This window comes from Amycolatopsis silviterrae, from assembly GCF_042684085.1.
GTDB classification, from domain to species: Bacteria; Actinomycetota; Actinomycetes; order Mycobacteriales; family Pseudonocardiaceae; genus Amycolatopsis; species Amycolatopsis silviterrae.
In genome coordinates this window covers 1,943-15,037 of sequence record NZ_JBHUKS010000034.1, presented here as the reverse complement: position 1 = coordinate 15,037, position 13,095 = coordinate 1,943, and the positions used below count along the sequence as shown (strand labels likewise).

Below are 13,095 nucleotides of genomic sequence, written 5' to 3'. Positions count from 1 at the left end.
TCCCGGCGGAGTGCCGGGAAGCGGCCCGGGAACCGGATCTGGCCGGGTGACCTGGGGTTCACTGCCTGTGATCACGCGCGGCCACGAACGTGCGGCATCCGGAGCAGCGGCCGTCGCGGTCCACGGTGGACAGTCGGCCGCGGGCGTCCGGAACCCCCGCCGAAGATCCCAGCGGCGCCCTGAGCGGTGCGGAACTCGCGGGGAAAGACGCGCTGGTGCGCGTGCGAACGCCGCGCGGCGGCTGCCCGACCGGGTGAACTTGGGAAATCAGGAGCTTTGGCGCTGCTCGAACAGCGTGACGCCCACCGGCGGCAGCCCGACGACGCTCGCCATCACCTGGCAGAACGCGAGCCCGTGCGGCCCGAGCGCGGCGTCGGTCGGGGTCCAGGAGGCCCGCAGTTCGAGATCGTCGGTGCGGGCCGGGCCGGAGATGTCGCCGAACCGGGCCGAGGACGTCTCGGTGACCGTGCCGCCGAGCGCCTTCCAGGACGCGCCGGAGGCTTCCAGCGCGTCGGTGAGCCACGACCAGCCGACCGCGGGCAGGAACGGGTCCGTGGCCAGCTCGCGGTCGAGTTCGGCGCGGACGTACATGACCAGCCGCAGCACGCCGTCCCAGCCCTCCTGGCCGTCCGGATCGTGCAGCAGCACCAGCCTGCCGGACGCCATGACGTCGGCGGGCCCGGACACCTCGCAGCTCAGCGCGTACGACCACGGCGCGAGCCGCTGCGGCGCGCGCATCGTCTCCAGTTCGATCTCCGGGCGCGGCCGGACGGCATGCAGCGCCGCGACGGCTTCGCGGAAGAGATCGGGCACTGGCGTCATCGCGGTCACGCTTCGACTGTAGGGCTGCGCCGCCCCGTTGCGGACGCAGGCGCGCCGAGCGAGACCCAGCCGCGACCCGGCTAACCCTCCGGCTGGCGGCTCGCCCTCGGCTCCGCGCTTCGCCCTGCCGCCTTGTTCCTAGGCGGTCGTCGCTCCGCTCACCTCCTGCGGTGCTGTCTGCCCCGTGACCGCCCCGCCATTCATTCCGGTCCTGTCGCACCGCCTGCCCGCCAAACGCCGCAGCGCGCGCGGACAGCAACGAATCCGGCATCAAGACCAGTCCGCTAATGCCGAATCCGAAGCCGGGCACCCGAGCGGCCGCCGCCGCGGACCCTCGGCCGGGCACGTTGGGCACGGGGCGGCCCGGGACTGTCGGACCCGCGTGGGACCATGGGGTTCGTGCCTCAGGTTTCGCCCGCGCCCGTCGGCGCCCCGTCCGTCTCGCCCCGTCGCGCCCTGCCCGGCTCGGCCTTCCTCGCCGCCGCGCGCGGCGAGCGGCCCGCGCACGTCCCGGTGTGGTTCATGCGCCAGGCAGGCCGTTCGCTGCCGGAGTACCGCGCGCTGCGCGAGGGCGTGCCGATGCTCGACGCGTGCTTCGACCCGGAGATGCTCGCCGAGATCACGCTGCAGCCGGTCCGCCGCCACGGCGTCGACGCGGCGATCCTGTTCAGCGACATCGTGGTCCCGCTCAAGGCGGCGGGCGTCGACATCGACATCGTGCCCGGCACCGGCCCGGTCGTGGCCTCGCCGGTGCGCGACGCGCAGGCGGTGCGCGCGCTGCCGAAGCTGGAGCCCGAGCAGGTGGAGAAGGTCGCCGAGGGCGTCCGGCTGCTGGTGAAGGGGCTCGGCGAGACGCCGCTGATCGGGTTCGCCGGGGCGCCGTTCACGCTGGCCAGCTACCTCATCGAGGGCGGCCCGAGCCGCAACCACGAGCACACCAAGGCCCTGATGCACTCGCAGCCCGAGGTCTGGCACGACCTCGCCGCGCGGCTCGCCGACATCGCCGCCGCGTTCCTGCGCGCCCAGCTCGACGCGGGCGTCGACGCGGTGCAGCTGTTCGACTCGTGGGCCGGGGCGCTGTCCGAGCGCGACTACCGCGAGTTCGTGCTGCCGCATTCGGCGCGGGTGCTGGCGGCCGCCGGGGAGTACGACGTGCCGCGGATCCACTTCGGCGTCGGCACCGGCGAACTGCTTGGCGCGATGCGCGAGGCGGGCGCGGACGTGGTCGGCGTCGACTGGCGGATTCCGCTCGACGTCGCGGTGCACCGGCTCGGCGGCAAAGCGTCGGTGCAAGGCAACCTCGACCCAGCCTTGCTGTATGCGTCGTGGCCGGTGCTGGAGGCAGAGGTGCGCCGGATCGTCGAGGAGGGCCGCGCCGCCCGCGGGCACGTGTTCAACCTCGGCCACGGCGTGCTGCCGAGCGTCGACCCGGAGGTGCTGACTCGAGTCGTCGAGCTGGTGCACTCGCTGTGAAGCACGTCGCGGTCGTCGGCGGCGGGATTTCTGGGCTGGCCGCGGCGTACCGGCTGCGGCGGCTGCTCGGCGACCGGGTCGCGATCACCGTTTTCGAGAGCACGCCCGCGATCGGCGGGAAGCTGCGCACGGCCGAGGTCGGCGGAGTCGGCTACGACGTCGGCGCCGAGGCCTTCCTCGCCCGGCGGCCCGAGATGGTTGCGCTGGTCGAGGAGGTCGGCCTCGCCGATCGCCTGGTGCACCCCACGAAGGCGCGCGCCAAGATCCACGCCGGCGGTTCAGTGCAGAGCCTCCCGCCCGGCACCGTGATGGGAGTGCCCGCGTCCGCGGAGTCGGTCGCCGGGGTGCTGTCCGAGGACGGACGACGCGCGGTCGAGAAGGAGCGTTCGCTCGGCCCGGTCGAGCTGGGTTCCGGCGACGTGCCGCTCGGGTCGCTGCTGCGCACGCGGTTCGGGGACGAACTGGTGGACCGCCTGGTCGACCCGCTGCTGGGCGGCGTCTACGCGGGCGGTGCCGACGGTCTCGGCCTCCGCGCGACGATGCCCGGCCTGGCCAACGCGATCGCAGGCGGAGCGGGCTCGCTCACCGAGGCTGCCTCGTCGCTGCTGCCGAAAACCCCAGGCACCGCACCGGTTTTCGGCAGTCTTACCGGCGGCCTGCGCGGATTGCTGGACCGGTTGCTGGAGCTGTCCGGTGCCGAGCTGCGCACGTCATCGACGGTTCGCGCGCTGAAGCGGACGGCGTCCGGCTGGCGTCTCGAGTTCGGCGCGGCCGCCCCGGCGCACGCGCCTGCCGACAGTCCCGTCGACGCGGACGCGGTGCTGCTCGCAGTGCCCGCCCCGGCCGCGCGGAAACTGCTCGACGGAGTGGCCCCGGCGGCCTCGACTGCGTTCGGCGAGGTCGAGCTGGCGTCGATGGCGGTCGTCGCGTTCGCCTTTCCGCCGGGCACTGAGCTGCCCGGCGCGTCCGGAATCCTGATCGGCGCGGGGGAACGGGACGCGGAAGGCGTGCCCTACGCGTGCAAGGCGTTCACGTTTTCGTCGAACAAGTGGGCGCATTTCGGCGGCGATGGCCCGGTGCTGGTGCGCGGCTCGGTCGGCCGGTTCGGCGAGCCCGGCGCGCTGAACGGCGACGACGACGCGCTGATCGCCGCGGTCCGCGGGGATCTCGCCCGTCTCGCCGGGGTCACCGCGAGGCCGATCGACACCCTGGTCACGCGGTGGGGCGGCGGGCTGCCGCAATACGGCACCGGGCACCTGGAGCGGGTGACGCGGATCGAGGCGGCAGTGGCGGACATCCCGGGCCTGGCCGTGGCGGGCGCCACGCTGCACGGCGTCGGGCTGCCGGCCTGCGTGGCCACCGCCGATGCCGCCGCCCAGCGGATCGCGGAGCAGCTCTTCGTGTGACGGAGCCCCATGGCGGCGGCCGCGCCGCGAGTGCCAGGATGGAGGCATGGCGCGGCTGAATTACAACGAACTCAACGACACGATCCGCTACACCACGTGGTCGGTCTTCCGGATCGAACCGGGGAAGTTGGGGGAGGACCGCGGCGCCGCCGGCCGGGAGACGACCGAGTACCTCGACGGGCTCGAGGCCAAGGGCGTCGTCGTCCGCGGCGTGTACGACGTGTCCGGCCTCCGCGCCGACGCGGACTACATGATCTGGTGGCACGCCGAGGAAATCGAGCAGGTCCAGGCCGCCTACACCGGGTTCCGGAGCACGCCGCTCGGCCGCGCGTCCACGCCGGTCTGGAGCCAGACCGCGCTGCACCGGCCCGCCGAGTTCAACAAGAGTCACGTGCCCGCGTTCCTGGCCGGCGAGGAGGCTCGCAAGTACGTCTGCGTGTATCCGTTCGTCCGGTCCTACGACTGGTACCTGCTGCCCGACGAGGAACGCCGCAAGATGCTGGCCGACCACGGCAAGGAAGCGCGGGACTACCCGGACGTGCGCGCCAACACCGTCGCGTCGTTCGCGCTCGGCGACTACGAGTGGATCCTCGCCTTCGAGGCCGACGAACTGCACCGGATCGTCGACCTGATGCGCCACCTCCGCAACACCGAGGCCCGCCGCCACGTGCGCGTCGAGATCCCGTTCTACACCGGCACGAAGGTGGCTCCCGCCGAACTCGTCGCGGCTCTGCCGTAACCGCCGGTGCGCGACGTTCTCGCCGGGGCCTGGCAGGAGCTTGCCGGGGAACCGCTGCCCGCCGTGTCCCTGACCGGCGACGAATCCGTGCTGCCCGGGCACTTCCGGGTCCCCGCCATGGCGACCGCCAGCATCGCCGCGGCCACGCTGTCCGCCGGCGAGCTGCTGCGCCTGCGCGGCATCGAGCCCGGCACGGTGTCGGTCGACACCTTGCACGCCGCGGCCGCGTTCCGCAGCGAACATCTGCTGCGCATCGACGGCGAGCCAGGGCCGAGCCCGTGGGGCCGCATCGCGGGCGACTACCGCGCCGCCGACGGCTGGATCAAGCTGCACTGCAACACCACCCGGCACGAGGCGGCGGTCTGCTGGGCGCTCGGAGTGCCGGCGACCCGCGAAGCGGTGACCAAGACCGTGGCCGGGAAGTCCGTGGCCGAGGTCGAATCCGCCGTGGTGACCGCGGGCGGCGCGGCCGCGTTGCTGCGCTCGCGCGAGGACTGGCTGGCACACCCGCAAGGCCAGGCGGTCGCCGAACTGCCGCTGGTGGAGCTGAACCGGATCGGAGACGCGCCGAAGCGCACCCTGTTCGACTCGGACCGGCCGATGGGCGGCGTCCGCGTGCTGGAGCTGACGCACGTGCTCGCCGGCCCTGTCGCGGGCCGCGTGCTGGCCGCGCACGGCGCGAACGTACTGCACGTCGGAGCCGCGCACCTGCCGCGGATACCCGTGCTGACCATGGATACCGGGCAGGGCAAGCGCTCCGCGTTCGTCGCGCTCGACACCGAGGGCGGCCGCGCGAAGCTGAAGAAGCTCATCGCCCGCGCCGACGTCCTCGTCCAGTCGTTCCGCCCGGGGGCACTCGCGCGGATCGGCTTCGGCCCCGAGCAACTCGCCGAACTGCGGCCAGGCCTCGTGGTGGCGGACGTGTCGGCGTACGGCTGGACGGGCCCGTGGGCACGCCGCCGCGGCTTCGACAGCCTCGTGCAGATGTCGTCCGGCATCGCCGAGGAGTACGCCACCGACGCTCCCGCTCCGCTGCCCGCGCAGGCCCTGGACCACGCCACCGGCTGGCTGACCGCCGCCGCGATCATGACCGCGATCCGCCGCACCGTCACCGACGGCGGCAGCTGGCACGCACGGCTGTCCCTCGCCGGCACCGGCCGGTGGCTGGACTCCTTGGGCCGCAAGGATCCCGAACCGTCCGAAGTGGACTACACGGACGTGCTGGAGACGGTCGACAGCGACTTCGGGCAGATGACCCGGGTGCGGATGGCCGGGGACCTGCCCGGCGCACCGCCGCACTGGGACCACCCGTCGCACCGGCCCGGCGCGGACACCGCGGTGTGGTCGCCGGTCGTGCCCCATCCGGCTTCCTGAGCACCAGCGGCTAAACCGGCATCAGGCCTCCCGCGATTCGCTTGTCCGGATAGGCCGCGAAGCCGCCCAGCGCGACGAGATCGGCAGGCTCCAGCCCGCGTCCCCCAGCGGCAGCCTGTTCTTCGGCCTGCGCGAGCAACGCCGTCCCGGCCGTGGTCGGAGGCAGTGAATTCACCTTCCGTTCGCCGAACTTCTTCGTGATCCGCTGACTGCCGGCGAGACAGAGCCAGAGCGCCAGCGCGATCTCGACAAGAGCGAGCAGCACCATCGGATTCAGGTGCCCCCGGCCGATGTCGTAGACCAGCCGGGCCACGGCGGCGACCACCACGACCACGCCGATCGCGGTCAAGGTGTACCCGAGACCGGTCAACGGCCTGCGCCTGCTGACCAGCTGCCGCTGGACCAGGTCCGCTTCGAGCGACCGCACGGCAGGCTTGAGCACCGGCGAACGCACGACCCACGACGCGAGACGGCCCGGCCCGGCCGCCTGGTGCACGGCTTGTTCGATCGGCGGCGACGCCGGCGGCGAACCGCTCGCGACGACTTCGCCGCGTTGCCCGAGCTGCAACTGGCCACGCGCGAGCAGAGCCGCGATCGCGGTCTCGACTACCCGAGGCCGGCCCTCTTTCAGATACGCCACGTCGTAGGCATCGCGCGGCACCGCGGCGGACTCCGGCCCGTGCGCCTGCTTGGCCAGCTTGTCCTTGCCGGTGGCCAGAATGCTCACCACTCCCACTGCCGTCGCCACATAGACGAGGTACAGCGCGAAGTTCGGGCCGAGCGCGGCCCAGAATCCGTTCACGACAGGTTCCCTCCCTCCCGGCCCGGCAGAGATCGGATAACACCGCCGTAACCAGACAGGTCGCCAGCGTAGCTATCCCCACCGACAAAAACGGAACGGGCTCAGCGGCGAAACCATCTGCGCCGGGGTTTGGACAGGTCACCGCGCTCGATAAGCCAAGCCGCGAACGCGTCGGCATACTCCCGGGCCCGGATCGAAGTCGTCTTCGGACGCTCCGCCGCGTACTCGTCGAACAACGGCCGATACCGGGCACCCAGCGTCTCGGGCAGATCCGGCCGCAGATACGCGACCAGCCGCCGCCGCTTGGCGAGCAGCACGTCTGCCTCGATGCGCAACCGCGAGGCATCGAAGCCGGACGGCGCCTCGGCCCCGGTCAGCAGGCTGTCCAGCAGCGCAGCTTGCCGAGCCGCCAGCTCTTCCCGGCTCACCGCGCGACCGCGGTCCGCAACGCGACCAGCTCGGCGGCGAGTTCGGAATCGGTGGGGTAGTCGTCGTCGCGCTCCAGGAGAACGCCCGGCGGATCCGTCCGCCGACGCAGTTCGGCCAGCAGATCCAGCACCTCCGGCAGCACCGGATGCGCGTGCGTGTCGTGATAGACCCCGTCGCGCTCGACGCCGCCGGCCATGTGCACGTATGCGAGCCGTTCCCACGGGATCCCATCGAGGAACGCGACCGGATCGGTGCCCACGTTGCGCGCGTTGGCGTACAGATTCGCCACGTCGATGATCAGCAGGCACTCGGTCCGCTCGGTCAGCTCGGTGAGGAACTGCTCCTCGGTCAGCTCGCTTTCCGGCCACTCCAGCAGCGCGGCGATGTTCTCCAGCGCCAGCGGGACGTCCACAATGGACTGAGCCAGCCGGACGTTGTCCACCAGCACGTCCAGCGCCTCGCGCGTGCGCGGCAGCGGCATCAGATGCCCGGAATCGAGCCCGCCCGCGCGGACGAAGCACACATGGTCGCTGGCCAGCGGCGCGTCGAGGACCCGGGCCAGCTCGGCGAGATGCTCCACCCGCGCGGTGTCCAGCGGCTCGGCTCCGCCCAGCGACAGCGACACCGCGTGCGGCAGCACCGGCATCCCGCGATCCTTCAGTGCCAGCAGGCTTTCCGGCAGATGCGGAGCGTGCAGGTTCTCCGCCACCACCTCGACCCAGTCGACGCCCGGCAGCCGCGCGATCGACAGGTCCAGCTCCGGCCGCCAGCCGATGCCGATCCCCAGCCGGTCAGCCATCGCGATCACCTCCACCTCCGTCGCGGGCCACGGTTCCCATGCCGCTTCTCGACGCCAAGCTACCCGCCGCAGCCGCCCCCGCCGCCGCAACTGCTGCCCCCGCCGCCGCAGGAAGATCCGCTGCTGCAGGAGGAACCGCCACCGCCTCCGCACGAAGACCCGCCGCTCGAACCGCCGCCCCCGGCCCAGTCCCGTCCGCCGCTGAGCAGGGCGGTGCTCATCTCGTCGTCCGGGTACAGCGCGATCCCGCCGAGCGCGACCACCCCCGCGGCCCCGGCGAACAACAGTCCGCCGCCGCGGCTCGTGGCCGCGAACTCCTCAGGCCGTTCCTGCGCGGCCCTGGCGTCTTCCTGGGCCCGCACCACGATCGCGTGGCCCGCGTCGGTCGCCCGGGACGTCTTCGGGCCGTGGCGGGACAAGAACGAGATCAAGGCCAGGGTCCCGGCCACGAGGATCAGCCCGATCAGCCCGCCGATCGGCCGGTCCAGCTGCGCTCCGTTGACCGCGCGGGCGATGCCGACCACCACCAGCACGCCGTAGAGCGCGAGGATGCCGGCGCGGAAGCTGCCCAGCCCGTCGCCGACGGTGATCAGCCCGCGCCGCTCGAGGTCCTCGCGGATCTTGTTCACTTCCGGCTGGACGACAGTCGCCGTGCGCATCTTGGCGACGGTCGCCGTGCCGCCCTGCGCGGCGTCGTGCACCGCGCGCTCCAGCCCTTTGCCAGCTGGTCGCTTGCCGATCGCGCTCAGCTTGCCCTTGCTGCTCACCCGCAGCAGGTTGTGCTCCAGCAGCGTCGCGATCGCGGTGTCGACCGTGCGGTCCGCGCCGCCGACCAGGTAGGCGAGCTGGTAGACGTCCGGTCGCAACGGCGCCTCGACCGTCGCCGGCGCGTTCCGCCTCCGCGACCGCGCGGCGGACGGCCAGCTCAGCTGCACCACCAGCACGACAGCCAGCGCCAGGCCGTAGAACAGCAGGAATTGCGGTCCGGAAATGCCCCACGGTTCGTCCACGGCTTCCCCCTCTTGCTCAGCCTCGTCGGCACTCTAACCGGCCCGGCCGCCGGAGATTGTCGGCAGAACTGACGCGGCCGGCGTCCGGTTCGTTCCCGGCTCAGCTGTTCCCGCCGCCGCAGCCTCCGCCGCACCCGCTGCCGCAGCCGGATCCGCACCCCGAACCGCCGCACCCGGACCCACAGCCGGATCCGCAGCCCGCTCCGCCGCCACAGCCCGCCCCCGAGGCCCAGTAGCCCGCCGCCCCGGCGAACCCGCCTGTGACGCCGGTGCCCGCGATCGCCGCCCGTGCCCGCCGCGTCGCCGGGAGCCCGCGCAGCAGCGCGACTCGCAGCTCGCGATCCGGATGATTCGAAAGCCCGCCGACCGCGACACTCCCTGTCATGCCGCTGAGCAGACTCTGATCCGGCCACGCCGCTTCGGCCGCCTCGCGTCCGGCGTCCGTCGGGTGAATCCGCCGGGCCCGCCGACGTCGCGACAGCGCGGTGAACACCAGCCACGCCGGTGCTGCCACCGAAATCAGCACAAAGCCGTTCAACGCGCCGACGAACGCGGCCAGCCCGGCCGCGGCCAGCACCGCTTCGCCGATCGCCACCCACTTCCACGCCCGTTGCAGCGCTTGGCCGTCCACGAGCAGCCCTCGCTTGGTGAGGTCGTCGACCATCTCGCGGACCGCCTCGCCCCAGACCAGGCCGCGCAGCACCGTCGCGATCCCGACCCCCGTGCCAGCCAGCTCGGCGGCTTCCCGGCTCAGGCCGTCGGACGGTTCGGCCGGCGTGCGGTAGAGCCGTCCTACGGAATCCGCGCGCAGCTGCTCCCGCTCAAGCATCGAGGCGACCGTCGTTTCGGCGACCCGGATCGGGCCGTTCGTGAGCAACGCGACCTGCGCCGCGGACGTCAGCCGGGTCTCGGGATGTCTTCCCCGGCGCAGGCGGGCGGCGGTGCGCTGCCCGAGCCACCAGCAGACCAGCGCCAGCACCAGGATCAGCGCGGCCGGCATCGCGCGTTCGATCGTCCAGTCCATCACGGTCCCCCTCCGGATGAACAAACCACGTTACTCGCCCGTCCCGGGTTGCCGCCGGACGAAAAACCGCCCTCCCCGGAGCGGGAAGGGCGGTTTCCGGGGACCCGGGCGTCAGTCGCCGGACTCCTCGACGAGCTTCAGGGAAATCGAGTTGATGCAGTACCGCTGGTCCGTGGGGGTGGCGTAGCCCTCGCCCTCGAACACGTGCCCGAGGTGGCTGTGGCACGAGGCGCACAGCACCTCGATGCGCCGCATGCCCATGGTGCGGTCCTCGCGCAGCAGCACCGCGTCGGAGTCCGCCGGGTCGTAGAACGACGGCCAGCCGCAGTGGCTTTCGAACTTCGTGCCGCTGCGGAACAGCTCCGCGCCGCAGGCCCGGCACTCGTACACGCCGGTGGTCTTGGTGTCGGTGTACTCGCCGGTGAACGGCCGTTCGGTGCCGGCCTGCCGGAGCACCGCGTACTCCTCCGGGGCCAGCTGCTCCCGCCATTCCTGGTCGGACTTCACCACGCGCGGAGTGGTGCCGACGACGGGTTTCATACCTTTCACCCTTCCCACGTTACCTGGAGAGAAATGCGACCGTGTGCAGCGCGATGTCCCAGGCGGTGACCAGCAGCCCGAGCACGATCAGCACCACGACCAGCGCGGACACCCAGTAGCGCAGCCCGCCGGTGCGGCTGCTGGACTCGGCGAAGTCGGCGACCTGGTCGAGGCACGCCTCGACGGTGAAAGTGGGCCCGGTGCGCTCCATCCGGTCGAGATGGGCGGCGAACGCACGGGCCTCCGGGTCGTACGGATCCAGCCCGACCAGATCCTCGTGGAACCGAGGATTCCAGCCCGGCGGCAGAGCTCCGTTCTCGGCCATGCCTCAACGGTAGGCTATTTGCCCTGTCCTACCCACCTCTGCGGCGCGAGTCACTGTGCTGGCGCACCGCTCCCGAGGCGGGGGTCGCTGTTGATGAGCAACGTGCCGTCGGGTCCGGCGATGACCTGCACGACCTTCGGCGTCGGCGTGCCGCCCTTCGGCGTGAGCATGATCTGCACGTCGGCGGAGCCGTCTTCGTTGTTCTGATGCTTGTACACGCTCGCGCCCTTGTAAGAGGACAGCCCGTTCTGAGCCCAGTAAGAGGCGAACGCGGCTTGATCGCCGAAGGACGCCTGCACAGGCGGAGTCAGCATCGCCCACGTCCCGGGCGATCCGGCGCTCTCGTAGAAATCGACGACTCGGTCGCCCGCTGGCCCCCACTGGACGTTGCCGTTGGACTTGACCGGTGGCGCGGAAGAACTCGGCGTGGTCGACGGACTCGCGGGTGCGGAAGAACTCGCCGGCGGCGGCTGCGCGTTCGACGAGCTGCCGCCCTTGTCCCGGCTGCTGCTCAACACCAGGAACACCACCAACGCCACCACGACAACCGCCGCGGCCCCGCCGGCGAGCAACGCCATCTTCTTCTTCCGCGCCGCCGCAGCCGAAACCTTCGCCCCGGCCCCCGCACCGGAGTAATTCGGCGCAGCAGCAGTAGGCGTCGGCCGCACCGCGGGCTGCGGGCGCGGGGGAGTGCTCGGGAGCGCAGCAGGCCGCGCACCCACCGGCACGAACGCCGCGGTCGGCGTCCGCGGCGGGTTCGACGGAGCCTTCTGCGGGGGTGCCGGTGCCGCAGCACCCGTACGCGCCCACGGCGGCCGGGACCCGTTGCTCCCCGGACCGCGATTGCCCGACAGCAACTGCTGCGGCGCGGCCGGTTCCCCGGTCGCCAGCGCGGCCAGCCGCTCCCGTGCCTCGGCCATGCTCGGCCGCTCGGACGCCTCGCTGCGCAGCAGGCTCATCAGCAACGCGGTCGCCGGGCCGGACTGGGTAGGCGGGTTGACCTGCCCGTTCGCCGCCGCGTACAGGAGTGCGAGCTGGTTCGTGGTGTTGCCGTACGGCGTCTGGCCTTCGATCGCCTGGTACAGCGTCGCGCCGAGGGCGAACACGTCCGAGCTGGGCACCGGGTCGGCGCCGCGGGCCAGTTCGGGCGCGAGGTACGCCGGGGTGCCGCCGATGAGGCCGGTCTGGGTGAGCGTCATGTCGCCGGCCGCGCGCGAGATGCCGAAGTCGGTGATCTTCGCGGTGCCGGTCTCGTCGATGAGGATGTTGCCGGGCTTGACGTCCCGGTGCACGATCCCGGCGCGGTGCGCGGCCACGAGCGCCGCGGCGACCTGCTCGCCGATCCGCGCGACCTGGCCGACCGGCAGCGTGCCCTGTTCGGACAGCACGGCGGACAGGCTCGGGCCGTTGAGGTACTCCATCACCAGGCACGGGTCGCCGCCGTGCTCGGCGACGTCGAACACGACGATCGCGTTGGGGTGCTGGAAGCGGGCGGCGTTCTTCGCCTCGCGCATCGCGCGCTGGCGCATGTTGTCGCGTTCGGCCTCGGAGACGCCCGGCTGCGGCAGGATCTGCTTGATCGCCACGGACCGCTCCAGGCGCACGTCCACGGCGCGCCACACCACGCCCATGGCACCGCTACCAATGTGCTCGACGAGGCGGTAGTGCCCCGCGATCAGCTGCCCGGTGTCGATGACGCCCGCTCCTGACGAAAGTCCCGTGATCGTGGTCGTGCGCAGCACGGATACCCCTCGCGCACCCGAACGAGTGTAGCGGTCGGAAGTACCTGCCCGCCGTCAGCCAGCCGGTGCCGACGGCACGGGAGCTTCCGGCTCGGCGGCGGGGGCGCGCTTCCGCAGCACTCGCACCAATCCTGCCGCTCCAAGGGCCGCGAAGACCGCGTAGCAAGCCAGCAACGCGGGCGGCGTGTCGCCGGTGAGCGCGTCCGCGAAAACGACCACCGCGACGGTTCCCGGGACGCTGCCGAGCGTCGTTCCGGCAAGGTATGGAAGGAGTTTCACGGACGAAACGCCGCACAGGTAGTTCATCGCCGAAAACGGGACGACCGGGATCAGCCGCAGCGACGTGATGGCGAGCACGCCGCCGTCGGAAAGCCGGTCGTTGACCGCGCGGACCGGCGCGCGGTGCAGGTGCCGAAGGATCAAGTCCCGGCCGAGCAGCCGCGCCAGCCCGTACGCCAGCGCGGCCGCGATCGCGGTGGCCGCCAAGGCGATGAACACTCCCGCGACGCTGCCGACGAGCAACCCGGCGGCCAGATTGAAGACCGTCCGCGGAATCGGCGCGACGGTGAGCAACGAGTAAGCCACGAGGAGTACGAGCGGAGTCATCGAT

At 72.2% G+C, this 13,095-nt stretch carries 14 protein-coding genes; 4 read left to right on the top strand and 10 right to left on the bottom strand.

Annotated elements, in window-relative coordinates; all coding sequences use genetic code 11:
* Positions 1-267: 267 nt before the first annotated feature.
* Complete coding sequence (locus ACFSVL_RS40585) at positions 268-831, bottom strand: DUF3000 domain-containing protein (RefSeq protein ID WP_378312484.1); 564 nt, start codon at positions 829-831, stop codon at positions 268-270.
* 381 nt (positions 832-1,212) lie between these two features.
* On the opposite strand from ACFSVL_RS40585, the gene hemE reads away from it, so the two are divergent.
* The 4 genes from hemE to ACFSVL_RS40565 are packed head-to-tail and all read left to right on the top strand — an operon-like array spanning position 1,213 to position 5,814.
* On the top strand, positions 1,213-2,295 hold the full coding sequence (hemE, locus tag ACFSVL_RS40580) for a uroporphyrinogen decarboxylase (RefSeq protein ID WP_378312482.1): 1,083 nt from the start codon (positions 1,213-1,215) through the stop codon (positions 2,293-2,295).
* A complete protein-coding gene (gene hemG / locus ACFSVL_RS40575; RefSeq protein WP_378312480.1) occupies positions 2,292-3,701 on the top strand; it encodes a protoporphyrinogen oxidase in 1,410 nt (469 codons plus the stop codon). Before hemE ends, hemG begins: the two co-directional genes overlap by 4 nt.
* Before the next feature lie 46 nt (positions 3,702-3,747).
* On the top strand, positions 3,748-4,440 hold the full coding sequence (hemQ, locus tag ACFSVL_RS40570) for a hydrogen peroxide-dependent heme synthase (RefSeq protein ID WP_378312478.1): 693 nt from the start codon (positions 3,748-3,750) through the stop codon (positions 4,438-4,440).
* A 6-nt stretch (positions 4,441-4,446) separates the two neighbouring features.
* On the top strand, positions 4,447-5,814 hold the full coding sequence (locus tag ACFSVL_RS40565; RefSeq protein ID WP_378312476.1) for a CoA transferase: 1,368 nt from the start codon (positions 4,447-4,449) through the stop codon (positions 5,812-5,814).
* A 10-nt stretch (positions 5,815-5,824) separates the two neighbouring features.
* Here the strand turns inward: ACFSVL_RS40565 and ACFSVL_RS40560 are convergent, their stop codons facing one another.
* The 9 genes from ACFSVL_RS40560 to ACFSVL_RS40520 all read right to left on the bottom strand — a co-directional run.
* A complete protein-coding gene (locus ACFSVL_RS40560) occupies positions 5,825-6,616 on the bottom strand; it encodes a TIGR04222 domain-containing membrane protein (RefSeq protein WP_378312474.1) in 792 nt (263 codons plus the stop codon).
* Between the two features lie 101 nt (positions 6,617-6,717).
* Positions 6,718-7,044: a hypothetical protein gene (locus tag ACFSVL_RS40555; RefSeq protein ID WP_378312472.1), complete on the bottom strand. Its 327-nt coding sequence runs from the start codon at positions 7,042-7,044 to the stop codon at positions 6,718-6,720.
* Positions 7,041-7,844 (bottom strand): DUF692 domain-containing protein, encoded by an 804-nt coding sequence (locus ACFSVL_RS40550; protein WP_378312471.1) that lies wholly within the window; start codon positions 7,842-7,844, stop codon positions 7,041-7,043. The genes ACFSVL_RS40555 and ACFSVL_RS40550 overlap by 4 nt, the downstream gene beginning before the upstream one ends.
* 59 nt (positions 7,845-7,903) lie before the next feature.
* On the bottom strand, positions 7,904-8,854 hold the full coding sequence (locus ACFSVL_RS40545) for a TIGR04222 domain-containing membrane protein (protein WP_378312469.1): 951 nt from the start codon (positions 8,852-8,854) through the stop codon (positions 7,904-7,906).
* Positions 8,855-8,954: 100 nt separating this feature from the next.
* Positions 8,955-9,878, bottom strand: a complete 924-nt coding sequence (locus ACFSVL_RS40540; RefSeq protein ID WP_378312467.1) for a TIGR04222 domain-containing membrane protein — start codon at positions 9,876-9,878, stop codon at positions 8,955-8,957.
* A 111-nt stretch (positions 9,879-9,989) separates the two neighbouring features.
* The gene (gene msrB, locus ACFSVL_RS40535) at positions 9,990-10,418 is read right to left on the bottom strand and encodes a peptide-methionine (R)-S-oxide reductase MsrB (RefSeq protein WP_378312465.1); all 429 of its coding nucleotides are present in this window, start codon (positions 10,416-10,418) and stop codon (positions 9,990-9,992) included.
* Between the two features lie 19 nt (positions 10,419-10,437).
* On the bottom strand, positions 10,438-10,743 hold the full coding sequence (locus tag ACFSVL_RS40530; RefSeq protein ID WP_344267465.1) for a hypothetical protein: 306 nt from the start codon (positions 10,741-10,743) through the stop codon (positions 10,438-10,440).
* A gap of 50 nt (positions 10,744-10,793) precedes the next feature.
* Positions 10,794-12,374 (bottom strand): serine/threonine-protein kinase, encoded by a 1,581-nt coding sequence (locus ACFSVL_RS40525; protein WP_378312559.1) that lies wholly within the window; start codon positions 12,372-12,374, stop codon positions 10,794-10,796.
* Between the two features lie 165 nt (positions 12,375-12,539).
* The coding region (locus ACFSVL_RS40520) for a TVP38/TMEM64 family protein (RefSeq protein ID WP_378312462.1) at positions 12,540-13,095 on the bottom strand (556 nt) is incomplete at its 5' end.

Excerpts from the sequence above, each read along its gene's own strand:
- hemQ (WP_378312478.1), top strand. The coding sequence starts at position 3,748 with ATGGCGCGGCTGAATTACAACGAACTCAACGACACGATCCGCTACACC.
- ACFSVL_RS40525 (WP_378312559.1), bottom strand. The coding sequence starts at position 12,374 with ATGGGCGTGGTGTGGCGCGCCGTGGACGTGCGCCTGGAGCGGTCCGTG.
- msrB (WP_378312465.1), bottom strand. The coding sequence starts at position 10,418 with ATGAAACCCGTCGTCGGCACCACTCCGCGCGTGGTGAAGTCCGACCAG.
- hemE (WP_378312482.1), top strand. The coding sequence starts at position 1,213 with ATGGGGTTCGTGCCTCAGGTTTCGCCCGCGCCCGTCGGCGCCCCGTCC.
- ACFSVL_RS40540 (WP_378312467.1), bottom strand. The coding sequence starts at position 9,878 with ATGGACTGGACGATCGAACGCGCGATGCCGGCCGCGCTGATCCTGGTG.
- ACFSVL_RS40550 (WP_378312471.1), bottom strand. The coding sequence starts at position 7,844 with ATGGCTGACCGGCTGGGGATCGGCATCGGCTGGCGGCCGGAGCTGGAC.
- ACFSVL_RS40530 (WP_344267465.1), bottom strand. The coding sequence starts at position 10,743 with ATGGCCGAGAACGGAGCTCTGCCGCCGGGCTGGAATCCTCGGTTCCAC.